Genomic DNA, 26,494 nt, shown 5'->3' on the forward strand with positions numbered 1-26,494 from the left:
GTATTTTAATATTTTTTTGATATATCTAAAAAATATAATACATTAATTAATTAAACGATACTTAATTTGCTATAATAATGGAAAAATTATGAAAATAGGAATAAATGGATTAGGACGTATAGGAAGGTGTTTAATAAGATGCATATATGAAAACAATTCTATATACAAAGATTCTTTAGAATTATCTGCATTAAATGGATCAACATCACCAGAAATACATGCACATCTTATTCAATATGATTCAGTTCATGGAAAATTTCCACATGATGTAACTTATGGAAAAGATTACATCGCTATAAATAATAAAGAAATTCCATTATCTATAGAAAAAGAGCCTAATAATATTCCATGGGAAAAACATAACGTTGATATAGTATTAGAATGTACAGGGAAGTTCAATAAGAAGCCTTTAGCAAAAGGACATATTAACTCAAAAGTAAAAAAAGTTGTGGTCTCAGCTCCTATGGAGGACCCTGACGTAACAATTGTATATGGTGTAAACAATGAAATACTCAAAAAGGAACATCAAGTAATTTCTGCTGGATCATGTACAACAAACTGTATAGCACCTATACTAAAAATTATGAATGATACCATAGGAATAAAAAATGGATTTATAACAACTATACACTCATACACAAACGATCAAAATCTAGTTGACAACAATCATAAAGACTTAAGAAGAGCAAGAGCATCTGCTATGTCTATGATACCAACAACAACAGGCGCTACAAAAACTATCAACTCAATAATACCAGAATTAAAAGGAAAACTCAATGGAACAGCAATACGCGTACCAACACCAAATGTTTCCATGATAGACTTAGTTTTTAACTCAATAAAATCAACTAATTCCACTGAGATAAACAACATAATAAAAGAATTATCACAAAACTCACAAGTAATTAACATAACAGATAAAAAACTAGTTTCTATAGACTTTTGTCATAGCATATATAGCGCAATAGTAGATGCTGAAGAAACATACGTCACAGATAATAATCTATGCAGAATAGCTGCATGGTACGATAATGAATGGGCATTTGCTATGAGAATGCTGGATATAGTGTGCTTATTATCACAGCATATTAATTAAAAAATAAATTATTCAAACACAAAGTTACTATAATACTAAACTTATATATTGGTATGTTAATTACTTTAGTTGAATTTACCTATACTTATAAAATGTATTTTATATTATAAAATGAATAGTATTAACAATTTTAACTATTTAATAAAAAATTATATAAAGAAATAAAACTTTACAACTATTGTTATTAATTCTTATCATTTACTAATAATGATTAAACATTTTTACAATGATTTATATATAACCCTATACAACAGTTTCAAAATACTAAATTAAGAACAATAAACCACTAATATATACTTTATTTATTTTTAATAATAATTGTTATTCATAAATATCTATTATACAACCTATAACTTACAATTTTCATATTAGATGTAACTTCTACATAACTAACATATAATCTAAACACAAAATAATATAAAACTTATTAAATAAAGATTTACAAAAAACAAATAATTAACAGAAAAGTAACACCTAATAACAATGCATAAAATATATAAAAAAATATACTACAATAATATTCAAAAATTTATCTATATCAAAATTAAAACAATAAAAAAATTATAAGAAAAACACTATTTATAGTATTGTAATAACTACTAATAAGACTTTATACATTATTGTTTATAGAAAATTTATCTTATTTATAATCATGTTCACATAAAACAAGTTTATAAACTACATTATAACAACTGACATAACATTAATATGTATACTAAAATAATCATCACAAGAGTAAAAATTACGAAATTTATATATAATGTAATTCCAATAAAAAACACAAATTATCAATAATTAACCATATTTATACGTAAAAATACTCATTTGTTTATTAGAAAAATTCACATTTCTACAGTAAAACTCAGTACAGATTTACTTTCATTCTTACCAATACTTAAATATTAATGCGCAATAACATATAATTAATTGTGAAATATTTCTTATACATAAAAGACAGAGAAAAATATATGTATTATATACATTTTTATGTAATACACTCATTATACCTAAGTAGGAAATATCAATTTATTACTTTTACAGAGTACTATGACCAAAATTAAGTTAATATCGAAAACATATATAAGGATATCATATCTTAAAAAATACCAAATAATAGAATTTTTAATGGTATAATTGTTATATATCCTTAAAAATAAATATATAGAAAATAAATTAATAACTAAATAAAGTACTAGTTTTTTTATAAAATTATTATAATTTATGATACTATGTGTTATATCCACCAAAAAACTAAGAATATAGTATTAACATCAAACTAATTATGAACCATATATATTATACATAAAATCTATCTATAAAAATATATTACATAACATTTGCTATATAATTAACTACAATACCCAACAAACATACTTATAATTTTATAGAATACCATAATACAACAGTGGTAAGTTATTATATTAAAAATCCACAAAGATATTATTTCTAATAACACAAACACCTATACTATAAAGTACCTACTAAAAGCCAATTATTTTTACTAGATAAATCATCACAAATTAATTTTTAAACATGATTATCAAAAACAATAGTACTTTCTTCACAAAACAGTATCACTGATAAATTAAGTTATAAAATGGATAAATATAAATAACCATACTAGTTCTTTAATGAATTTACCATAGATGATATCATATCTTGTATTCCTAAATATACATTATAAATACTATCATTTCTCATGTATGCAGAACAGGAGAATATTTTATTAGTCTCATCCCGTACAGATTTTATGGTTGGACAATCAATATGAATTCCTCCTAACTTATCTATTAAGTTATCAGAATCCTCACCTATAGTTACCTTGATTTTTGCAACATCTTTTAATGATGCAACTAATACTGCAGGTGATATACAAACTGCTCCTATAGGTTTATTAGAATTAAAAAATTTTAAAACAGCATTTTTAAATTTGGGTAATATAGAATCATTATATTCATCACCATCAAATAAATTAGAAAAGTTTTTTGCTACACCATAACCACCAGGAATCACTAACATATCAAATTCTTCATGATTTATTTCTTCTATATCATATATAGAACCTCTAGCTATTCTAGCAGATTCTACCAAAATATTCCTAATTTCCCCCGTAGTTTTTTTATTATAATGATCCATAACATACTTTTGATCATTATTTGGAGCAAAACATTTAAATTTTACATTATGTCTATCAAGTTCAAGCATAACTAACACAGCTTCTCTAATTTCTGAACCATCCATATGACCACATCCAGCCAAAATTATAGCAGAATTTAACACCATAAAATTCTCCAAATTTCAAAATTCAATTTGCAGTATTGTATACTAATTAATCTATGTTTCACAAACTTATTTAATCATTATATACTCATGTACACTTTATATAATGTTGTAGCATATAAAACAATGAACATACTGTTAATAGGATGTGGTAATTTAGGAAGTATACTGTTAAACAAGTGGTCACTAAATGATCAAATATCAGATATAGTAGTGGTACAACCAAGTTTATCAAAAAAAAATATTTTTAATACCATAAATAAAATTACATTTGTAAGAGATCATAAGGAAATAAATAAAAGCTTTATGCCTCAAATTGTAGTTATAGCTATAAAACCTCAACAGGTTGCCAATGCTATACCAGATTATAAAGCTTATAATAAGTCCGCATCTTTTATATCACTATGTGCCGGTATTGATATAGAATTTTTAAAAAAACATTTAGATTCTACAACTATAATTCGTGTAATGCCTAATATTGCTATGTCACTAGGTGAAAGCGTTAACCTTGCCTATATGGAAGAAGAAATAGACCAAGAAAAACAAAAAGTACATACAGTATTTAATGGCACAGGATTGCTTTACTGGTTACAAAAAGAAGATGTATTTGATAAACTATCTCCTATAACAGGTTCTGGACCAGCATATTTCTTTTCTTTAGCTGAAGAACTAGTAAAAAATACAATGAAAGCAGGTATAAGAGAAGAAGATGCAATAACACTCATTTCTCAAACATTTATAGGAAGTGCTAAACTTTTAGAAACAAGAAAAGATAGTATTAGTAATCTTATATCATCAATAACAAGTCGTGGTGGAATAACACAGGCAGCATTGGAAATTTTAAACTCACATTTACCAAATATAATGAGTTTATCATTAAAATCTGCCACGGAAAGGCTAGTACATCTTAAAAATTCAGATGATAACAAGAAAAATACATAATTAAAGTACATAAAAATAGCTAAATAACATCAACTATAGTATTTTTACAAAAGAAATAAAATGGCTATTTTATTAGCAATATGGAATAACACAGGAATCAAAGCAATATTGTATATTTTAAACCTATACCTATCAAACACGATAAATTCATCATTAAAAAGCTACTGAAAAATTTAACATATCTAAAAGACTAAGATAATAACAATGAAGAATACACAAATAAAAATAGCAAAACAACATTACTAATAACGTAGTTTTTTAAAAAGAAAGTTATTTTATAGGAGCAGTAATATAAAATAACACAAGCAGCATTGTAAATACTAAACTTACGTTTATCAAACACGATAAATTCATCATAAAAAGCTACTGAAAAAATTTAACATATCTAAAAGACTAAGATAATAATAATGAAGAATACACAAATAAAAATAGCAAAACAACATTACTAATAACGTAGTTTTTTAAAAAGAAAGTTATTTTATAGGAGCAGTAATATAAAATAACACAAGCAGCATTGCAAATACTAAACTTACGTTTATCAAATACAATAAACTTATCATAAAAAGCTACTGAAAAAATTTAGATAATAACAGGAAGAATAAACTAATATTATAGTATAAAATATGGTATTTTTCTAATTAAGAGAAAAATAAAAAAAAAAAAGATTATTCCATCAATTTTTATTTGATATTTCTTTAAGTTAAACTATAATAGCATGGGTAACATGAGCAAAGCACTTGTGAAGCCGGTCAGGTTAGAAATAAAGCAGCCGTAGCATTGTTTCTTTGGGTTATGTTGCCCATTTTTTGTTTTCTTATTGCAACATGAGTTTTGCATTAAAATATAGACCAAGCAGCTTTAATGACCTCATAGGACAAGATGTCTTGGTACGTATACTGCGTAATGCATTTCATTTAAATAAAGTACCACAGTCTATACTTTTAACTGGAAGTAGCGGGATAGGCAAGACTACTGCTGCAAGAATAATATCAATGTGTTTAAATTGTATTTCAGGACCAACATCTAATCCATGTAATACATGTAATAACTGTATTTCTATAAAAAATTTTAATCATCCAGATGTAATAGAAATAGATGCAGCAAGTAACACTAGTATAGAAGATGTAAAAATTATATTAGAAAATTCTCACTATGTACCTATTACTTCAAAATTTAAAGTATATATAATAGATGAAGTACATATGCTATCTAATAGTGCATTTAATGCACTATTAAAAGTGTTAGAAGAACCAGCACCTTATGTAAAATTTATCTTAGCAACTACAGAAGTAAAAAAAATACCTGTAACTATAATATCAAGATGTCAAAGATTTGATTTACAGAGAATACCTACAGAAAGTATAGTGAATCATTTAAGAATAATAGCAAAAGAAGAAAACATTTTATTTGATGAAGAAAGTATAAAATTAATAGCATACAATTCTGATGGTTCTATGCGTAATGCATTATCCTTATTAGAACAATCTGCAATATATAGTAATAAAAATCTTTCAGAAGAAAGTACAAAAAAAATGTTAGGTTATGTTAATAGGCATGTGTTGCTAAAAATAATAGAATCGATAACAAATGGTAATATTACAGAAGCTTTAAATAAATTTGAAGAAGTCTGTAATATGTATTCTCCTGTAATTGTACTAGACAATATTCTACAGATGATTTATGAGATATGTTACTTTTCTATTACGAAAAAAAATGACTTTTTACCTGACAGTGATATCATAACAAGTACACAAAATAATAAAATTCAATCTCCTATCTTCTTGTCAAGATTATGGCAAATTCTTTCAAAAGGAATACAAGAAGTTAAATCATCAGCATGTGTCAAGCAAGCTGCTAATATGTTAATTATAAGGTTATGTTATTTATCAGATTTACCATCACCAAAACAAATAATAGAAAAACTTCAAAATAATGTAAAAGCTAATGAGAATGGTTTAGAAATTAATCGTAAAATGCTACTCGCATTATTAAAAACTAATAATATGGAAGATTTATATAATCAACTATCTAAATCCCTTTTAGAAATTACATACAATAATGATTGTACATCAAATATAATATTAAATACAATGCTTCCTAATAATTCACAAAAAGAACTGTTAAATTTCTTAAGTAATTTAACTAGTAAAAAATGGAATATATGTATTAAAAAAAACAATGACCCATGTTATAATTCACAGCTTAATTCTACTATTTCTGATATACTACAAGAGTTTGATGGAGCAAAAGTTATAAACATAGAAACTATAAAAAAAGAACAACAATAAGGAGAACACCATGTATTCTAGTGATCAATTATCTAACTTACAAGATTTTATAAAAAAGAAGTTTTCTGATTTTCAAGAACATAATAAAACTCAAATTTTCGAAGGTTCATCACTTGGTGGAAAAGTATTAGTAAAGATAAGTATATCCAATATGGTAAATTATCAAGTTTTAGAAGTAAAATTAGATCCATCATTGTTACAAGAAAAGTCTATATTCATAGAAGATCTAATAAAAGCAGCATTTAATGATGCTTTAAAAAAGTCATCTGAGCATAACAAAAATTTTGTCAGTTCTCTACTATCTTTTGGTATGTAAAAAATTATGAGTTATAAAATAGCAGTAGTAGGTGCTACAGGAAATGTAGGGAGAGTTATTCTTAATGTTTTATCAGATAGTAAAGTATTCTCGAACAGTAATGTTGTAGCATTAGCGTCAAAAAAATCTGTAGGAAAGAAACTAAGCTATGGAGACACTATATTAGAAGCTCAAGACTTAGGAAGTTATGATTTTTATGGAACAGATATAGCAATTTTCTCAGCTGGATCTTCAATATCTCAACAATATGCAAAAATAGCTGCAAATAAAGGGTGTATAGTCATAGATAATACTTCTTTTTTTCGTATGGAAAAAGATATTCCATTAGTAATACCAGAAATTAATCCAGAAGATATAGCAAACTATAACAAACATAATATCATTGCTAATCCAAATTGTTCAACAATACAAATGCTCTTGGTTTTAAAACCATTACATAACATATCAAAAATAAAGAGAGTAGTTGTATCAACATATCAATCAGTTTCTGGTGCAGGAAAATCTGCTATGGATGAGCTTTTTTTACAAACTAAAGGTACATTCATAAACCAAAATATTACTCCTAAAAAATTCACAAAAAGGATTGCTTTTAATTGTATACCACATATAGATACGTTTATGGAAGATGGTTCAACAAAAGAAGAATGGAAAATGTCTGTAGAAACGAAAAAAATATTAGATAAAAATATAGAAGTAACTGCAACTTGTGTCAGAGTACCAGTTTTTGTATCTCACTCTGAATCACTAAATGTTGAATTTTTATCTGATATCTCTGAAGAACAAGCTTACGAAGCGTTAGAAAATGCACCAGGAGTACTAGTACTAGATAGAAGAGAAGATGCGGGATATGCAACACCTTTAGATTGTGTACATGAAAATGAAGTTTATGTCTCAAGACTAAGAAAAGATAATACAATTAAGTATGGATTAAATATGTGGTTAGTTAGTGATAATCTAAGGAAAGGCGCTGCATTAAATGCTGTACAAATAGCTGAATTATTAGTTAGAGATTATATTTAACTATGTATATATATTATTTTTAATAAATAAAAAATAAATAATAACATATCCAACTAATTTTTACTAATATAGCAGCACTTTGTATAATTAAGTTACACAAAAAGATAAATATATTATACACTGTTAAGTCATATTTATTATTAATTGAGTTATAAAGTATTATTATTTCTGCAAACAATATAATTATATAATAAAATGTTTTTATTTAAGTGTTTTAAGAAAAATGTTTCACATGAAACATAACATTCAATTCCCTATATTGTTAAATAATATTTTATTAATATAAAGTTATCGTATACTAGCAACAAAAATAAGTATTCTTATTTTTACAATTACTATATTCAATATACTAAAAACAAAATGTGTAGTGATAATACTATACTTTAAAAAATATATATTATATCAATGGCCAATAATTATAATTTAATTACAATTGTAGTAACAAATAACTTCCATATAAGTAAATTTTTATAAAAAAAATCTATCACATACATCATTAGTACTTTTATTCACTATAAGATCAAAATCAAAAAACCTAACTAATAAATAATTACATTTATATTATTATAAATATAATTCAAATCTCATAAAAATTGATAAAGTTACAGTAATGTAATATCTGTATAAATAAACTTAATGCAATATTATTTAAATAAAACTTTTTTTAAATAACACGGTTTATTTTAATAATTTTTTATTAATTAAAATTCATTCTACTATACATAAATAATTGTTCTCATTTCCTGTATCAGTATTAAATAACATAAGTTTAATAAAACTTTTTTTTTCGGTAACTATTTATCTTTTATTCAATATATTTTTCAGATCATTTATTATCTTTTACCTTACTTAAGTACCTAATTTAGCAATCTGTATTATGCTACTATAATATTTACCAGATTCACCTAGTATTATTTAACTAAAATTATTTTCTTTCAATATAATACAACCTTTATTATAAATATATTAGGTCAATACAATGTATATTAACAATTTAGTATCACTCCAACAAAAGTACGATAAAAACACTAATAAATACAAAACTTAAATTTTGATATTACCTTAAGGACAATAAAATTAAAAATAAATCCATAATTAAATATTTATAAATTTACAATCAACACAATATGCTGCATTACATAAAATTTGTAAACTTTATAAGTATGTTTATACCATATAATAAATACTATATTATCAAAATAATAATATAATGTATTATACATTTACAAATTTATCACTCATACAATACTTATATAGTATAAAAAAATTACAAATTATTTACATACATACAATAAAAGCATCAAAACAGCACATTGCAATTAATCTTTAAGATGTTGATATAAAGCTATTGACTACCTTAACTAATAACTACATATTTAATAGTTAATTAACAATCGTAATATCTATTATTATAAGATCCAATTTTGAAAACAACATTAATAAATATTATACAAATAACCCATACTGTTTTTTAATAAAAGAAAACCACAATTTTAAAATATTTAAAAACTATATTATTTGCTATTTACAGATAATTAATCTGATAAACTATTTCAAAAATTCTATATTAGAAAATAAGGTCAACACATATAATATCTATTACAAAACTACTTTAAATATAGTTTGTAAGACAACCAACATTTAAAATACAGCATTTTACCTTTTTCTATATAAAGAAAGCTAACTCTAAAATAATAACAATACCAATAATTATATACTTACAAAAAATAAGCTATATATAAGCATGAGATATATTTTTATTAAAATGAAATTTGCGATTTATTTGCAAAGCAAGATCTTCTTTTTCCCATGAAAAACTTCCATTTAAACTAGGAACTCTACCAAAATGCCCATAAGAAGATGTAATCTTATAAATAGGATTAAATAATAATAAATGCTTACATATTCCATAGGGAGATAAATCTATGTTATCCATTATAAATTTCTGAATCTCATTATCATCAATTACACCTGTACCAAAAGTATTCACATAAAAAGAAGTAGGAGATGAAATTCCAATAGCATATGATATTTGCACTAAACATTTAGTAGCTAACTTAGCAGAAACTATGTTTTTAGCTAAATAACGAGCCATATAAGCAGCAGATCTATCTACTTTACTTGGATCTTTTCCAGAAAATGCCCCTCCACCATGAGGTACATGTCCACCATAAGTATCTATCATAATCTTACGACCTGTTAAACCACAATCTCCTACTGGACCACCTATTACAAATCTCCCTGTTGTATTAACTAAAAAATTACTATCAGAACACATCCATCCCTTAGGTAAGGATTTACTGACATAAGGATATACAATTTCCCTAATTTGATTTTGAGTAATATATTCAGGATGCTGTATAGAAAGTATAACATTAGATACTTTAACTGGTATATTATTTTCATATACTAACGTAATTTGTGTTTTGGCATCTGGTCCAAGCTTTGGTATTTCACAACTTTTTACTGCATCCATAATATTTCTTAAAATCAGATGAGAATAAAAAATTGAAGCAGGCATAAGAGTTTCTGTCTCATTTATAGCATATCCATAAACTATACCTTGATCACCAGCACCTTGATTTTCACCAGAATTAACTCCAACAATTATGTCAGGAGATTGTTCATGTATTAATATTTCAATATCAACATTCTCCCAATGAAAACCATCTTGCTCATAACCTATTTCCTTTATAACACTCCTAGCTATAGATTGAATAATAGAATTATCAACATTAACTCCACAAATTTCACCAGCAATAAAAACCTTATTTTTTGTAACTAAAGTTTCAATAGCAGTATGTACAAACGGATTTAACGATATATAATAATCTAGTATTGCATCAGATATTTGATCAGCAATTTTATCAGGATGCCCACTAGAAACAGACTCACTAGTTATAATGTAACTAGATGGACAGTTTTTATAATAAAACATGTTAAAAACATAAACCTAAAGACTTTTATAGTACCAAATATGAAATTAATAAACAATATATAATCAATCACTTAATAATATCAAACTTACTATAAAAGATATAAATATTTCATTATATCAGTTATCCTACATAAATAAAAACATATAGTTATTATAAAATTAACATTAATACAATAAATACACTGACTTTTTTCATTATTATATTAAACTATATTTATCATAATTCTGTTAGATACGACATAATGATTATTCTTATAGTAATTTTACATATAAAAATATCACTAAATAATAAAAATATTATCAATATAATTAAATCAGCTAATTAAAGTACATAAATATATTTAACATGTAAATTATATTAAGAAAATATCAGGATTATCCATTATTAGTGTCTATATTCAACTTTATTGAGTTATGATTAGTAATTCTACATAATGTTGAAATATGCAATTATTGCTAACTAATAAATGTATTATCATTAATTATATATTTATCTCTAGATTATTTAATTAGAATATTAACTAGAATATTAACTAATCTATTTACACTAAGTATTTACATTACATAAATACATTAAAATCAATACCAACACAATAAACTTACAAACTTGACAAATATGTCAATTAAAGTACCATCATACTAACGTATTGTGTCCGTAGCTCAGCTGGATAGAGCATCAGCCTTCTAAGTTGTTGGTCAGGGGTTCGAATCCCTTCGGACACACCATAACCTAAGATAGGTACCTATTTTTTTAATATTTTTATACATTACAGTACCTCCATGAATCACAGTAAATATTATGATGTAGTTATTTTAGGTGCAGGAATTAATGGGATAATTACATCGATAGCGTTACATCAACTTTCTCTTTCCGTAGCATTAATAGATAAAAATGAAATTCTATTATCAATACCAAATGACAGAGTATTTGCTTTATCAAAAAAATCTCAGGAAATATTAGATAAATTCAATATATGGGATAATATAAAAAAATTTTGTCCTATATTAGATATTTTGATTAAAGATGGAAACAGTTCAACATTTGCTCATTTTGGACATAATCAGGTATCTGATAATCCAATGGGCTATACAGTAGAAACTGAATTTTTATGTAAAGCTTTAAAAAAACATCTAAAAAAAATAGATTTATATTCTCAATGTACATACAAATCATTAGATATCACTTATGACTTAGTAAATATAGAATTAATAAATAACACAAAATTATCAACTCCTCTTTTAATATGTGCCGAAGGTAAGCACTCAAATCTTAAAAAGATACTTAATATACCATACATTAGCTATGATTACTCTCAAAGTTGTATTGTTTGTAACGTAACACATACAAACAACCATAACAATATAGCTGTTGAACACTTTTTTCCTGGAGGACCATTTGCAATACTTCCTATGTATGGTCAATATAAATCTTCTATAGTTTGGACTAATAAAACATATATAAGTAATATGCTTATGAAATTAAGTAAAAATGATTTCATGTTAGAGTTAGAAAAAAAGTGTAAACCTTACTTAGGTAACATAAAACTAGATAGTAACATAATGTGCTTTCCTTTACATTTAGTTTTTACTAAGCATTTATATAAGAACAGAGTTGCATTAATAGGTGATGCTGCCCATGCTATACATCCTATAGCAGGTCAGGGATTAAATCTAGGTATAAGAGATATAGATAAATTAGTAAGCAACATAAAATCAGCAAAACAATACGGTATAGATATAGGAAGTAATTATGTTTTAAAAAACTTTTCTTATGATAGATATTTTGATAATTTTTCTATGGCATTATTTACAACATGTATTAATGGCATATTTTCAACAAAAAACTGTATAACAAAATCTATAAGATTTGCTGGATTATCACTAGTACAAAGTTCAAAAACTATAAAAAACATGATGATCAAACATGCTATGGGAATAGGAAAACTAAACTAATCACTATCTATCTTATATTAATTTTTTTAATGCATTACTTATAAGATTTTATACATAAAATTTCAAAAAGACTTGATGGATTATCACTAGTACAAAGTTCAAAAACTATAAAAAACATGATGATCAAACATGTTATAGGAATAGAAAAACTAAACTAATCACTATCTATCTTATATTAATTTTTTTAATACATTACTTATAAGATTTTATATATAAAATTTCAAAAAGACTTGATGGATTATCACTAACTCAAAATTCAAAAACTATAAAAAACATGATGATTAAACATGTTATAGGAATAGAAAAGCTAAACTAATCACTATCTATCTTATATTAATTTTTTAATACATTACTTATAAGATTTCAAAAACGTACCAATAATTATAAGTTTGATACTAACTTGATTATATAAGACAATAGATTTTTTTATAAATCTACTATCTTTTATTTTATATGATTTTTATATACTAATATGTTCCCTATAATAAGTTATTATAAAATTTCATTCATAACATCCTATGAAAAGTTTTTAACTATAATAAAACCCAACAATATAAGTTATATTTAAATATAATAATTGAAATTAGTAAGTTTAAATTATGTAAGATACATAATATTTTACTGAATATAATTATGGACTTCCTTAAAATAGGTTAATTAACTTATGTAACTTACTTACACATACTTTTGATATACCACATACAATATAAATATATATATACTTAACATCTATTTCATAAATAAAAAAAACATAATTACAAAACACAAACAGAAATACAAAATTTCTGCTTCCTTAAATTTATCTACTTTTATTTATAGTATAAACTAATATCTTCAAGTTCCAAAAATTATAAAAACATGTTATGGTAATAAAAAGATATAAGCTATCTACCATTAATTATATCATTTTTCTTATCAGATTCTTCTTCAGCTTTTTTATTTTTTAAGCATAAGATTTCAGAAATCATCCTATCAATAGATCCTTCAATATTGATCATTGCTTTCTTTTTTATATTATACATTTCATTACGATAGTTATTGCGTATAGATCTACCATCATTAACAAGATTATCGTTACCAAGTTTTACGCCAATATTAATATTACTTCCATTTCTTTTAAACAAAGAACATATGTACTCATATAGAGAGCGAAAGAATTTTTTCCAGTTTATTTTAGAAATTTTTAAATACAACAAAAAAGGAACAATCAATGACACACCCATTTTAAAAAATGTTGAATAAGTTAGTGAATTATAATTATAATAACACCACTTCAAATATGTGTATGCATAAACAACAATATCCTTAGGGTTTTTGTACGAAAAAGCTACAGAAATACCATCTTTCATGGTAATAAATATAAAAGAAACACAATAAGAAAATATTGCTAAATAAACTAACTTAGTAAAAATACTTTTTATATTCCTGAGAATAAAGGAAAATAACATGAATCTGTAAAAAAACATAAGGCTACTATATAAATATACAAAATGGCTGGGATGGAAGGATTCGAACCTTCGAATGACGGTATCAAAAACCGCTGCCTTACCACTTGGCTACATCCCATCTATTCTATTACAAAGAATACTACTATAGTAATTATTAAACCTTACTCTATGATTAATAAAGATTATACTGATAGAGTAAAAATGCAAGAAAATTTCAAAACATTTATATCAACAAATAAAAATCCATTTTCTAAATTAATTAATCAAAATTTTCATAAAGTATGATAAAAAATTAATAATACAAAAAAAATAAACCTTGTATAACTTTAATTTATTCCCCTATAATAGGACTATGCTAGAACTGGTTATATATTATTTGTGAATTTTCAGAGTATAATAAAAAACTTACAAAGTTATTGGGAAGATTATGGGTGTACAATATTTCAGCCGTATACTTCTGAATTAGGTGCAGCAACTTTACATCCAGCAACTTCAATGACAGCTATTTCAAAAAAACCATCAAAATTAGCATATGTTCAACCTGTAATAAGACCATGTGATGGGAGATATGGTGATAATCCTAACCGTTTATATCAGCATCACCAATATCAAGTACTAATTAAACCTTCTAATACAGATCTACAATCAGATTATCTAAAAAGTCTAGAAAAAATAGGAATATCTATAGAAACTCATGATATTAAGTTCATAGAGGATGATTGGGAAAATCCAAGCATTGGTGCTTGGGGATTAGGATGGGAAGTTACATGTAATGGAATGGAAATAACTCAATTCACATATATGCAACAAGTAGGAGGTATTGAATGTTCTTTAGTACCTGGAGAAATCGCTTATGGTTTAGAAAGAATAGCAATGATTGTTCAAAATATTGATAATGTCTATAAGATAACATGGGATGATTCTGGAACAACATACGGAGATATATTTAAACAACGTGAATATGAGTTTTCAAAATTATCTCTAGATTACTATGATGTAGATACCCTTTTTAAACAGTTTAATGAAACTGAACAAATATGCATTTCTTTAATAGAAAAAAAATTCCCACTGGCAGCATATGATTTTTGTACAAAAGCAAGTCATATTCTTAATCTACTTGAATCACGTGGAGTAATTGGAGTTAATGAGCGTGCAGCATACATATTACGTGTGCGTAAACTTGCAAATTTATGTTGTAGCTTATATACTCAGTGTCATTAAGTAAGTGGAACAACATGCCTTTAGAATTGTTATTTGAATGCCTATCAGAAGAAGTACCTGCTGAAATGCAAAGTAGTGCTTATTTTTATGTAGATAGCTACATAAAAAAGGAACTCAATAAGAATAATATTAGCTTCAGTTCAGTAAAGGTTTTTGTTACATCAAACAGAATATCAGTATGCGTAAGCGATATAATAAACAATTCTTTAAAAAATGCACAAAGAGTAAAAGGACCAAGAGTGTCATCAGATAAAAGTGCAGTAGATGGATTTTTAAAAAAAGTAGGTAAAAATTTCAATGATCTTATAATTTGTAAAGTTGGTAATGATGATTTTTATTACGCTGATATAAGTAATAAAAATGAAACTCTTATAGAGACTGTACTTTCATCAATAATAGAAAATATGTTACATAATTTCCCTTGGAACAAAAAAATGAGATGGGGAAATGGTAAAACATATTGGATACGTCCAATATTGAATTTATTGTGTATATTAGATGGGAAAGTATTACCGGTAAAATTTGCTGATATAGAAGCAAATAATAAATCACGTGGTAATAAATATACACATAAAGAGTTTTTTGAAGTTAAAAATTTTGACTCATATGTATCACAATTACAAAATAGTAATGTAATTTTATGTCAAGAAGAAAGATTAAATTTTATATTCAATCAGATACGTAACCTAACTGAAGCTAATAATTTAGTGTGTGAAAACAATATAAAATTAATCAATGAACTTAACGGAATTTTAGAATATCCATTAGTTATAATGGGACATGTTGATAAACAATTTTCTGAATTACCAAAAGAACTTATATTAAGTGTAATGCACAATTACCAAAAATATTTAGCAGTTTTTACAAGTGATAAAATAACAAACTTTATTACAATATCTAGTATATCAAATGACAGTATATTGCAAGGCCATAACAATGTTTTAAATGCTAGATTAGTAGATGCAAGTTTCTTAATAAAAAAGGATAAAGAATATAGCATAGATTACTATATTGAAAAATTAAAACATATAGTATTTCATGCAAAACTTGGATCTATTTTTGAAAAAGTAAATCGTATTGTTGCTTTATCAAAATATATTTCTATGTGGATACCACATTCATCACTAATAAAGGTTGAAAGAGCAGCAGAATTATCAAAATTTGATTTAGCAACATTAGCTGTAAAAGAATTTCCTGAGTTACAAGGAATTATGGGAGGTTATTATGCTTCTCATTTTGGTGAAATACCTGAAATATCAGAATCTATAGTAAGTTATTATGAACCAACTAATTCAAGTAAGAAAACTCCATCCTCTCCAATTGCAATAACTTTGTCTATATCAGATAAATTAGATACATTAGTTGGAATGGTAGTTGCAGGAGAACAAGTTACTGGTTCTCGAGATCCTTTTTCTATGAGAAGAATGGCAATATCAATAATTAGAGTAATTATAGAAAATAATATAAATATACCAATAAGGCTATTAATAGAGAAGTCTGTATCTTTATATTCTAATAGATTAGTAGAAGGAAAAACGATAAGAAAGATAAAAGATGTTATATCAAGAACAAATAAAAAAAAGAGTATTGTTTCCTATGTATTAGAGTTTTGTTCAAACAGATTTAAAATAATGCTCAAAGATTATGGTATAAGAGAAGATGTTATTAGAGCAGTACTTGATAACGATAAGAAATTTAATAATCTTTTAATGATAAAAAAAGAAGCTATAGTTCTTAATAGTTACATAGATACTGAAAATGGTAAGGAAATAATTAAAGCTTATAAAAGGTTACATAATATAATAAGTAAAGACAATGTTATTAATAGCATAATAAAATGCAATAAAAAGTTATTTTCAACAAATGAAGAAATTAATTTATGTAAAGAAACTATATACCAAAAGGGCAACATAAAAAAGCTATTAAAAAATAAAAAATTTAACGAGTCATTAGACAACCTGTATAATCTGAGTTGTTATGTTAACAATTTTATGGATAATATAAAAGTAAACGATGTAACAAATAAAGCGTTATATAAAAATAGGCTTTCTCTTATTAAAACTACATTTTATATTTTCAATTTAGTAACAGATTTTAATAAGATTAAAAATACACATAAGTAAGTCTTGAATTTTTATGAAATCATATATAAATACTTTACCTATACTCATTAATCAATGAATTAGCATGAGCAAAAGTGACTATTACGATCTATTAGGTTTAAGTAAAAATGCAACACCTGAAGAAATAAAAAAAGCATACAGAAAAATGGCACTTAAGTATCATCCTGATAAAAATCCAGGTGATAAAGCTGCAGAAGAAAAATTTAAAGAATTATCAGAAGCTTATGATGTACTGATAGATAAGGATAAAAGAGCAGCATATGATAGATATGGACACAGTGCATTTAGTGATGGAAGTGGAAGAGGAGGATTTGATTTTAATAGTGGATTTTCTACAGATTTTTCTGATATATTTAATGATCTTTTTGGAGGAGGATTTAGGGGAGGAAGAAGTTCATCTAAAAGACAAGATGGTGGTACTGTAGGATCAGATCTAAGACTTGATATAGAAATAACATTGGAGGATTCTTTTAACGGTACAAAAGTTCCTATAAATTACGTTACACATGTTAAGTGTTCTAGCTGCAGTGGATCAGGAAGTGAAGGATCTGTAAAATCTGTGCAATGTAATACATGTCATGGTGCTGGTAACATTAGGACACAACAGGGTTTCTTTACAATAGAAAGGACTTGTCATGTATGTAACGGAGAAGGAGAGATAATTAAGAATAAGTGTAAGAAATGTAGTGGAAGTGGTCGCGTAAGAGATGAAGTTAATTTATTAGTTACAGTTCCAAAGGGAATAGAGAGTGGCGACAAAATTAGATTAAATGGCAAGGGAGAAGCAGGATATAGAGGAGCACAAAGTGGTGACTTGTATGTATACCCTAACATAAAAAAACACAAGTTTTTCACACGTAATGGAGCAGATCTTTATTGTAATGTTCCAATAAAGATGATTCTTGCTACGTTAGGAGGACATATAGAAATGCCTTCTATAGATGGAACATGGACAAAAGTTAAGGTTCCTGAAGGATCACAAAATGGGGATAAATTGAGACTAAAAGAAAAAGGAATGCCAGTTATTAATTCCTCAAGAAGAGGAGATATGTATATCCAAATAACGGTAGAAACTCCTATAAACTTAACAAAACAACAAAAAGAACTTCTTAAAAAGTTTGATGAGGAACCCAATACTGTGGAATGTAACCCGCAATCTACAGGTTTTTTTCAAAAAGTAAAGAGTTTCTGGAATGATATTAGATCAAGCTAGAAGTTTTTATAATAATGAAAACTAAGTGTATTAAACATTATGCACAATATCTAGGCCTATGTCTTTGTTTTTAAATGAATGGGTTATGCATCCAATAGAAATGTAGTCCACACCTGTCATTGCAATACTCCTCACATTTCTTATATCTATACAACCAGAAGCTTCTAAGATTGATTTTCCATTCACTATAGATACTGCTTGTTCTATTTCTGTTATACTCATATTATCTAGTAGAATCATATTTACATTATTAAGTAACGACTCCTCAACTTGAGAAATATTATCACATTCAACAGCAATGTACTCATCTTTTAAATTTTCCTTAATCCGTTGTATAGCTAAAGTTATGCTACCACAACTAGCTATATGATTATCCTTTATAAGGATACCATCATATAGACTATTTCTATAATTTTCCCCACCCCCTATGTGTACTGAGTATTTGTCTAGTATTCTCAATCCCGGAGTAGTCTTTCTGGTACTACGAATTTTTGCTTTTGTTCCAGTTATCTCATCGACAAATTGCTTAGTAATAGATGCTATACCAGAAGCATGCTGAATGAGATTCAGCATTACTCTTTCAATTGGCAATAGGCACTTTGCTAGTCCTTTACCACTAACTAATATACTATTTTCTCCTATAAATTCCCCATCACTTCTGTGTATTTCATAACAAATAGAACCTTTATTCATACCAAATATCTCTTCCAATATTGGCATTCCACACACCACTAGATCTTCTCTTGCACTAATAGTGAAATCAACTTGTTCATTAGTTAGTGTATTATTGGTTGTTATATCACCAATTTTACCTAGATCTTCTTTTAAAGCATTGTGTATAATTTCTGAGAATAAACCATTCATATTTGATACTTTTTTACATACTGTAAAATATTATAACGGATGTTGAAGTAATATAAAAATCTTATATCATTTATTATTCAAGTGTAAATTTATTTAGATGAAATAATATGGATTTTCAGGTAGTAATTTTTATATTGTGTTATTTAATAGGATCAATACCATTTGGTTTTATATTATCTTATGTTATAGGCATAGGTGATATCAGAAAAACAGGTTCTGGTAACATAGGAGCAACAAACGTTTTTAGAAAAAATAAAAAGTTAGCTTTATTAACATTGTTGTTAGATGCATTAAAAAGTTTTATATGTGTTGCTATAGCACAGAAATATAATATTGATAACACAATTCTCTTCTTAGCTGCTTTGTTTGCCATTATAGGACATATGTTTCCAGTATATTTGTTTTTTAAAGGAGGAAAAGGTGTAGCACCTTTATTGGGATCTCTTATATTTATTGATTACAGAGTTGCTGTATGTTTCTTAACTTTTTGGATTATTTGTTTTTTACTATGTAAGTATGCATCTTTATCATCCATTGTATCAACTCTGATTGCATTATTATTTATTTGCACTTGTTATACAATAGTACAATCTGTCATCTTTACAATCACAGCATTACTAATAATAACACAGCATACTGATAACATTATACGAATGTTAAACAAAAGTGAAAATAAAATAAATTTAAAGCTATGATATTTTTTCAAAATGCTTTTATGGAATAGATGTGACATATAGCTACTGCTATAGCATCAGATATATCATAGGTACCATGGCATTTAATATTTAATATATTTTCGATCATAAAGCATACTTGTTCCTTTTTGGCATGTCCATTTCCTGTAATAGATTTCTTTACACGATTTGCTGAGTATTCAAATAATGGTATACAAGCAACATTTAAAGTTAGTAGTAGTACACCTCTGGCATAGCATAGCAATGTTGAAGATTTTGGATTTTTATTTATAAAGATTTCTTCCATAGATGCAGTATCTACTTTGTAAGAGTTAAGTATGTTCAATAATTCACTGTATATTTTGTTTAGCCTTTCACCAATGGTTTTCTTGTTGCTTGTTAATATAGAACCGTTATCAACCAAACGAATTTCATTATAGTTGTTATCATGTACAGACAGTATGGCCCATCCTGTGGAATTTAAGCTTGGATCAATACCTATTATGTTCATAGTATTTTCAATGCTAATTATTGCTTTTGCTATGGTATATTTTTCTAATTTATAGAATACTTGTGTGTAAAAACAAGAGTGGCTTTTTATTTTTTATAGCCATAATTACTATTATAGATAAATAGCAAATCAAAAAAATGCGAATCCTCATTAATAAATAATTGAGATAACATGTTATATATGTAAAATTATGAGCTTATCCAATATAGAAAGACAAATAACAATAGCCATATTACGTCAACAAAATGCCAATACCATACTGCACATTCAAATCCTATGTGATCTTCTGGGGATAATTGATTTTTCCTGGCTCTGAACCAACATATGATTAAAAATATAGTACCAATTATAACGTGTGCTCCGTGAAACCCTGTTATCATATAAAAGTTTGAAGCATATATAGCTTTTTCTCCAGTTTCATGAAAAGCAAAATCTGTATGTGTATACTCTATAGCTTGAAATATTGAAAATATTATACCTAATACTATGGTTGCTCCTAGCATTTTTAGTACTGAACCAATATCCTTATTAATTAAGGAGTAATGAGACCATGTTAGTGTACAGCCAGATAATAGTAGTATTATAGTATTTAAAAAAGGTAAAGACCATGGATCTAATGGTGTAATGTTACGTGGAGGCCAAGTAATCAGATCACCAGGAATAAAATTATCAAATGTATATACAGGAAAAAGCCAAGCTTTGAAAAATGACCAAAAGAATACGAAAAAGAACATAGATTCTGAAAGTATAAATGCAGCCATTGCCAATCTTAGTCCTTTTTTTACAATTTCTGTATGACATTTATCTCTTATTGCTTCCGTTATTACATCTTTCCACCACTTATAAAGTGTGATACTGACAGAAGTTAGTCCAACTAGCAGAAGTAGTTTACCCATGTAAAAATTTCTGATTGTTCCAACTGCACCTAAAGCTGTCACTATAATTGTTATTGAGAAAAGCAAGGGCCATGGACTAGGATTTACTAAATGATAATCATGTAGTTTTCCTTTCATTCCAAATCCCTAGCAAATTAGTGTTATAAAGTTTTTATAGTTAAGGCAGTGCGTTGTCAAGTTTATATTTTATCATTAAGATATTAATAGTATATTAAGTTATAGATTTGACGAATTCTACTAAAGCCTGTACATTTTCTACAGGAGTGCTTGGAATGATTCCATGTCCTAAGTTGAATATAAGTGGTTCTTCTTTCATTATGTTAATTATTTTTTTTGCTTGAGAAATAGCACCTTCTTTATCATATGCTAGTAAGTATGGATCTATATTTCCTTGTATTATTGAGGGTATGTTTTCTTTTGCCCAAAACATTGGAACACTGTAATCTATACTTGTAACTGATACATTTGTTTCTTGTGTAAACTTTTTATATAATACTCCTGCTCCTTTGGGAAAGCCTATAAACGGAAAATCTGGATATGTTTTTCGTACACTTGATATTATTTCCTTTGTAGGGTTTATTATCCATCTTTCAAACTCTTCGCATGATAAAACTCCTGCATTACTGTCAAAGATCTGTAGCACATTTACACCACTTTCTATTTGTTTTATTAGGTATGAAATTGTTACTTCTGTGATCTTATCTATAATTTTTTCTAAGTTTCTATTTTTAATGTAACACATTTCTTTTATTTTTGAGAAATTTTTATCTCTTCCTATCATATAGGTAGCTACAGTCCACGGTCCTCCTGCAAATCCTATTAGTGCTTTATCTTTATGTAGGCACTGTCTTACTTCTTTAATGCTTTGAAAAACATTGCTAAGATGTGAAAGTATTTCGCTGTTTGAAATGTTGTTTATCTCTTGATAGCTTGATATTTCTTTTAGTTCAGGTCCTTTGTCTTTTGTGAAGGTTACTTTGCATCCTAAAGCATCTGGTATTACAAGGATGTCTGAAAATATTATTGCAGCATCTAAGTTGAAACGTTTTATCGGTTGTAGGGTGATTTCTTTGACTATTTCTGGATTGTAGCACATTTCTAAAAAGCTGGGAGCGTTTTTTGCAATTTTTTGATATTCTGGTAGGTATCTTCCTGCTTGTCTCATAAACCATATTGGTATGTTTTTTTGCCTTGTCTTGCTTTCTATTGTTTTTAACATTATGTGCCTCCTGTAGAATTTATATTATAGTATCCTTATAGATAGTTGTTATAGTTGATCCCTGTGAATTATGTTGATAAAACTTGTTTTTGCAAGTACATATGTCAAAATTTTGTATGTGTAATTTTGTGAATAACTCTGTTAATAAAGTATGTATTATACTGATTTTCTAGCATAATGTGTGTTTATAAGTAATATGTTAATTATGTTGATAAGTATAGTTTTGGTGAACATGTTATGTGTCGATTACAGCAATCCTTTTTATCTTCTTAACTTTGTTAATAACTATATGATAGTATGTGAATAACTTTTACTTACATGTTTTGTCTTTGGTTATTAACAGATTTGCTAACATAAACTTTATGTAGAAAATAAAGTTTTGGATAGTATACTTAGGCAATGGTAAAAAATTATAAATGTATATGAGTGATAAACTTTCTGATAATAGTGAGGATGGTTTTTCTTTTTTTGAATCACTATGTGTTAAGTTAGTCTCATTAATATTAAAAAAAATGCCTAGACTAAAAAAAGAGGTAGAAAGTACTCTAATTGCTGATAGTCAGTGTTTTAGTAATTCTCGCATGTTTCATAATCTTGTGAAATTTAATGATTGTTTAGTAAGGGATATAATGATTCCTAGAACTGAAATTTATGCTGTAGATATTGCAGATATACCTGATAGTAAAAGTTTAACTGATAAATTAATTAAGGGACAATATACGAGAATTCCAGCATATGAAAATAATTTAGATAACATAATAGGGTTTATTCATATTAAAGATATAATTTCAAATTTTGATAAAATCTTTAATGTCAAAAATATAATTAGAACAATAATCTGTATTCCTCCATCAATGAAAGCAGTAAATTTATTTATAAAGATGCAATCTTCACATACACATGTCGCAATTGTTATTGATGAGTATGGTGGAACAGAAGGTTTAGTAACTATGGCGGACTTAATTGAAGAGATAGTAGGTAATATAGATGATGAGCATGACACTCCTACTGTTCCGAGTATTGTAAACATTTCTGATAATAAAATTGAAGTAAACGCTAGAGTTCTAGTAAAAACCTTAGAGGAAACTTTTAATATTGATTTCAGAGATTGTAAAGAAGATGATTATGTGACAATAGGTGGTTTGATTTTATCTATGATTGGTAGAGTGCCTATAATCAATGAAGTCTTTGAACATAAAAGTGGTGCTGTATTTTATATTAAAGAAGCAGATGATAGATGTATATATAAGATTGTTATTGATTTGAGTAATGTGGGAAAGATTGATTAAAAGTCGATCATTGATTTTAAGTTATCTAGTACAGATTTAGCTTTTATAAAATATGATGTAATTGGATTCTTCTGAATATTTTTAACGTCGATAACTTTTGATTGTGTATTAGCTGGAAATGTTACTAAACTAATTTCCCATAGGGAGATTTTTTTTAATGTTCTTATTCCTGTTTTAAAGTCTGTGTTATAATCTACTGCTTGATATCCTATAGATAATGCATTAATGATACCGTTTTTGAGCATTAGATATGCTTCTTTTCCTTTTTGTAAGTCTAGTAGTAAATTTGCTTTTACATAAAGTCCTATGTGATCCTCACTCATACTTATAATATTCCCTATAGGTTCTGTAGAATTATGTTGCCATAGCAATTTTATTCTATGGAAATCTTTTATAGTAGAGCTAAATGCTCCTGGTATTATTATATCTTTTTGTCTATCGACAACATTAAATACGCTTGCATAACCTGAAAAAATTCCACAATTTTTTATATTTTTATTAGATAAAAATAAGTTACATGTTTTTTGTTGCATAAAAAGTTTATATTAGTTGAAAAATTTGGAGTTTAAGTAATACATTACTTAATTTTGTAATTTAATTGAGATTTTAGTCAAAGCACTTAGATTTGTTGTTGTGTTATTGATATAGAGTACCAAGTTTTTACTGTTAAAATCTAGATGGAAAATTTAAAATAAAATTAAGTTATGAATATATAAAAGTATTGTGTTGTTTAACTTGTGTATTGAATAATATTAAACTATGTTGATTTGATATAAATTTGGTCTTTTATGTAATTGGGAGCAGGTCTGATTATGTTGTTTGTAAGCTCCTTTATTTTACAATTAAATAGCAAATTCAAAATGATTATTTGAGTAGTATTCTTTGATTTGCACATATTTAGTATGTATTATTTTTGCCTATTATTTATAGTATATTTCCATTATCTAGTGGTGGTAATCCAAAAGCAGCTCTTTTTTCATTTATAGTCATAAAAGTTGCATTCTCTACATATTGCCATAATTGTTTTCTTTTTTCTGTGAGTACAGAAATAGAATCTTTATCATACGATAGGAATATGTTATTTCCAAATTTAGGGGTTAACCAATTATTAAAGTGTGAAATAATGTTATCTAAATGTGGTAGTACTGTTTGTTCCCATAGTGATAGCCTTGCTTCTATAAGATTGCTGTAAGTATTATCTCCTGGTATGCCTAGTAATTGTGGTGGTACTCCAAATGCTAATGCAATATCACGTGCTGAACTATGTTTTGATTCTATGAAATCCATATCTTTGGGGGATAGACTCATCTCTTTCCATTCTAGTCCTCCTTCTAATAATATAGGTCTACCTGCATTTCTTGGTCCTGAATAAAAGTCGTCAACTTGAGCTTTTAAACGATTATATTGTTCTTGAGTTAAACTACCATTATTGGTATTTTTTGCATTCACAATTAAAGCTCCACTTGGTCTTGCTCCATTTTGTAACATTGCTTGATTCCAAGATCCAGCCTGATTATGTTGGTCTATACTATATGAAGCTGCTTCTATAGGAGATAATCCATACCAGTCATTTAATGGATGGAAATTTTTTATATGTAATATTTGTGAGTAATTTGTTAATTTATTAATCTTGTAGTCAAGAGTGTAGTCATTTATTGCATAGCGATAAGAATATGGTCTATTATCTCTTCCTGGAATAATTTCTACTCTATCTGGTCGTAATAAATGTAATTCTTTAGGAACCATGTTATTATTTTCTATCATCAAAATATAAGCATTACCGCTAATTAGTTTATAGGTAAGGATGCCTTCAATAAATTCCGCTTTTGAGATTGTATTATTGGGTTGTGATATTAATTTTAATAGTGGATGATTTTTTATTTGAAATGTATCATTTTTTATGTTCTTATTTAAAATAATAGGAACAGATGCTGCTGCAGAAGCAATCATATGAATTGATCTAAATGCAATTACATTTTTTATGTATCCATTTTCTGCAAAACTTCTATAATCTCTACTTTTCCATATTGCTTCAGCAGTTAATTGTATAGGAATTGAAAAGGTATAAGAATTGTCTAAGATGGATTTTTTCTTTGAAAAGAAGTTCATATTTAAACTCATAGTGTATAATTTTTATTGAGTTGTTTTCATTTCAGCATATACTGATAGTACAAGATTTATGAAGTAGTTAATGATTATCATG

20 protein-coding genes, 2 tRNA genes and 1 other RNA gene are annotated in these 26,494 nt (G+C 26.4%); 13 read left to right on the plus strand and 10 right to left on the minus strand.

The genetic code is table 11. The features are described from left to right. Window positions 1-88: 88 nt before the first annotated feature. Window positions 89-1,096, plus strand: a complete 1,008-nt coding sequence (gap, locus tag ERUM_RS00005) for a type I glyceraldehyde-3-phosphate dehydrogenase (RefSeq protein ID WP_011154685.1) — start codon at window positions 89-91, stop codon at window positions 1,094-1,096. A gap of 1,620 nt (window positions 1,097-2,716) precedes the next feature. Here the strand turns inward: gap and elbB are convergent. Continuing rightward, a complete protein-coding gene (elbB, locus tag ERUM_RS00010; RefSeq protein WP_011154686.1) occupies window positions 2,717-3,379 on the minus strand; it encodes an isoprenoid biosynthesis glyoxalase ElbB in 663 nt (220 codons plus the stop codon). A gap of 123 nt (window positions 3,380-3,502) precedes the next feature. Here elbB and ERUM_RS00015 point away from each other — a divergent pair, with 123 nt between their 5' ends. The 5 genes from ERUM_RS00015 (at window position 3,503) to ERUM_RS00030 (ending at window position 7,942) form a co-directional block, all read left to right on the plus strand. Then, window positions 3,503-4,318 carry a pyrroline-5-carboxylate reductase family protein gene (locus ERUM_RS00015; protein WP_011154687.1) on the plus strand — a complete coding sequence of 272 codons (816 nt, stop codon included), beginning with the start codon at window positions 3,503-3,505 and terminating at the stop codon, window positions 4,316-4,318. Between the two features lie 713 nt (window positions 4,319-5,031). Then, window positions 5,032-5,126: signal recognition particle sRNA small type (gene ffs, locus ERUM_RS04825), an RNA gene on the plus strand. A 16-nt stretch (window positions 5,127-5,142) separates the two neighbouring features. After that, the gene (gene dnaX, locus ERUM_RS00020) at window positions 5,143-6,606 is read left to right on the plus strand and encodes a DNA polymerase III subunit gamma/tau (RefSeq protein ID WP_011154688.1); all 1,464 of its coding nucleotides are present in this window, start codon (window positions 5,143-5,145) and stop codon (window positions 6,604-6,606) included. Window positions 6,607-6,616: 10 nt separating this feature from the next. Further along, window positions 6,617-6,922 carry a YbaB/EbfC family nucleoid-associated protein gene (locus ERUM_RS00025; RefSeq protein WP_011154689.1) on the plus strand — a complete coding sequence of 102 codons (306 nt, stop codon included), beginning with the start codon at window positions 6,617-6,619 and terminating at the stop codon, window positions 6,920-6,922. 6 nt (window positions 6,923-6,928) lie between these two features. Next, on the plus strand, window positions 6,929-7,942 hold the full coding sequence (locus ERUM_RS00030; RefSeq protein WP_011154690.1) for an aspartate-semialdehyde dehydrogenase: 1,014 nt from the start codon (window positions 6,929-6,931) through the stop codon (window positions 7,940-7,942). Between the two features lie 1,732 nt (window positions 7,943-9,674). Here the strand turns inward: ERUM_RS00030 and metK are convergent. Then, a complete protein-coding gene (gene metK / locus ERUM_RS00035) occupies window positions 9,675-10,880 on the minus strand; it encodes a methionine adenosyltransferase (RefSeq protein ID WP_011154691.1) in 1,206 nt (401 codons plus the stop codon). Window positions 10,881-11,529: 649 nt separating this feature from the next. On the opposite strand from metK, the gene ERUM_RS00040 reads away from it, so the two are divergent. Together ERUM_RS00040 and ERUM_RS00045 are read left to right on the plus strand one after the other, a co-directional pair. Continuing rightward, window positions 11,530-11,606: transfer RNA gene (locus ERUM_RS00040), tRNA-Arg, on the plus strand. Between the two features lie 54 nt (window positions 11,607-11,660). Further along, window positions 11,661-12,833 carry an FAD-dependent monooxygenase gene (locus ERUM_RS00045; RefSeq protein WP_011154692.1) on the plus strand — a complete coding sequence of 391 codons (1,173 nt, stop codon included), beginning with the start codon at window positions 11,661-11,663 and terminating at the stop codon, window positions 12,831-12,833. A gap of 884 nt (window positions 12,834-13,717) precedes the next feature. Here the strand turns inward: ERUM_RS00045 and ERUM_RS00050 are convergent. Together ERUM_RS00050 and ERUM_RS00055 are read right to left on the minus strand one after the other, a co-directional pair. After that, a complete protein-coding gene (locus ERUM_RS00050; protein ID WP_231837221.1) occupies window positions 13,718-14,182 on the minus strand; it encodes a hypothetical protein in 465 nt (154 codons plus the stop codon). A gap of 142 nt (window positions 14,183-14,324) precedes the next feature. Further along, a tRNA-Gln gene (locus ERUM_RS00055) sits at window positions 14,325-14,399 on the minus strand. A 260-nt stretch (window positions 14,400-14,659) separates the two neighbouring features. Between ERUM_RS00055 and ERUM_RS00060 the strand changes: the two genes are divergently transcribed. From ERUM_RS00060 to dnaJ, 3 genes are all read left to right on the plus strand, one after another. Then, window positions 14,660-15,502, plus strand: coding sequence for a glycine--tRNA ligase subunit alpha (locus tag ERUM_RS00060; RefSeq protein ID WP_011154694.1), 843 nt, complete (start codon window positions 14,660-14,662; stop codon window positions 15,500-15,502). Window positions 15,503-15,516: 14 nt separating this feature from the next. Continuing rightward, on the plus strand, window positions 15,517-17,625 hold the full coding sequence (gene glyS / locus ERUM_RS00065) for a glycine--tRNA ligase subunit beta (RefSeq protein ID WP_011154695.1): 2,109 nt from the start codon (window positions 15,517-15,519) through the stop codon (window positions 17,623-17,625). A gap of 64 nt (window positions 17,626-17,689) precedes the next feature. Continuing rightward, the gene (gene dnaJ / locus ERUM_RS00070; protein ID WP_011154696.1) at window positions 17,690-18,838 is read left to right on the plus strand and encodes a molecular chaperone DnaJ; all 1,149 of its coding nucleotides are present in this window, start codon (window positions 17,690-17,692) and stop codon (window positions 18,836-18,838) included. A 30-nt stretch (window positions 18,839-18,868) separates the two neighbouring features. Here the strand turns inward: dnaJ and nadC are convergent, their stop codons facing one another. Beyond that, window positions 18,869-19,702, minus strand: coding sequence for a carboxylating nicotinate-nucleotide diphosphorylase (gene nadC, locus ERUM_RS00075; protein WP_011154697.1), 834 nt, complete (start codon window positions 19,700-19,702; stop codon window positions 18,869-18,871). Between the two features lie 107 nt (window positions 19,703-19,809). Here nadC and plsY point away from each other — a divergent pair, with 107 nt between their 5' ends. After that, window positions 19,810-20,397 (plus strand): glycerol-3-phosphate 1-O-acyltransferase PlsY, encoded by a 588-nt coding sequence (plsY, locus tag ERUM_RS00080; protein ID WP_011154698.1) that lies wholly within the window; start codon window positions 19,810-19,812, stop codon window positions 20,395-20,397. A gap of 7 nt (window positions 20,398-20,404) precedes the next feature. Here plsY and ruvC read toward each other — a convergent pair whose 3' ends face one another. The 3 genes from ruvC to hemE all read right to left on the minus strand — a co-directional run bounded on the left by ruvC (window position 20,405) and on the right by hemE (window position 23,002). Then, window positions 20,405-20,887, minus strand: coding sequence for a crossover junction endodeoxyribonuclease RuvC (ruvC, locus tag ERUM_RS00085; protein WP_011154699.1), 483 nt, complete (start codon window positions 20,885-20,887; stop codon window positions 20,405-20,407). A gap of 188 nt (window positions 20,888-21,075) precedes the next feature. Next, on the minus strand, window positions 21,076-21,900 hold the full coding sequence (locus ERUM_RS00090; protein WP_011154700.1) for a cytochrome c oxidase subunit 3: 825 nt from the start codon (window positions 21,898-21,900) through the stop codon (window positions 21,076-21,078). A gap of 94 nt (window positions 21,901-21,994) precedes the next feature. Continuing rightward, entirely contained in the window at window positions 21,995-23,002 is a 1,008-nt protein-coding gene (hemE, locus tag ERUM_RS00095) for a uroporphyrinogen decarboxylase (protein ID WP_011154701.1), read from the minus strand. 422 nt (window positions 23,003-23,424) lie between these two features. On the opposite strand from hemE, the gene ERUM_RS00100 reads away from it, so the two are divergent. Next, complete coding sequence (locus ERUM_RS00100; protein ID WP_011154702.1) at window positions 23,425-24,291, plus strand: hemolysin family protein; 867 nt, start codon at window positions 23,425-23,427, stop codon at window positions 24,289-24,291. Here the strand turns inward: ERUM_RS00100 and ERUM_RS00105 are convergent. After that, on the minus strand, window positions 24,288-24,824 hold the full coding sequence (locus tag ERUM_RS00105) for an HK97 family phage prohead protease (RefSeq protein ID WP_011154703.1): 537 nt from the start codon (window positions 24,822-24,824) through the stop codon (window positions 24,288-24,290). The two genes, ERUM_RS00100 and ERUM_RS00105, sit on opposite strands and share 4 nt — an antisense overlap. 391 nt (window positions 24,825-25,215) lie before the next feature. After that, a complete protein-coding gene (locus tag ERUM_RS00110; protein WP_011154704.1) occupies window positions 25,216-26,400 on the minus strand; it encodes a phage portal protein in 1,185 nt (394 codons plus the stop codon). Window positions 26,401-26,494 lie beyond the last annotated feature (94 nt).

It is taken from the genome of Ehrlichia ruminantium str. Welgevonden (genome assembly GCF_000026005.1).
GTDB lineage: Bacteria > Pseudomonadota > Alphaproteobacteria > Rickettsiales > Anaplasmataceae > Ehrlichia > Ehrlichia ruminantium.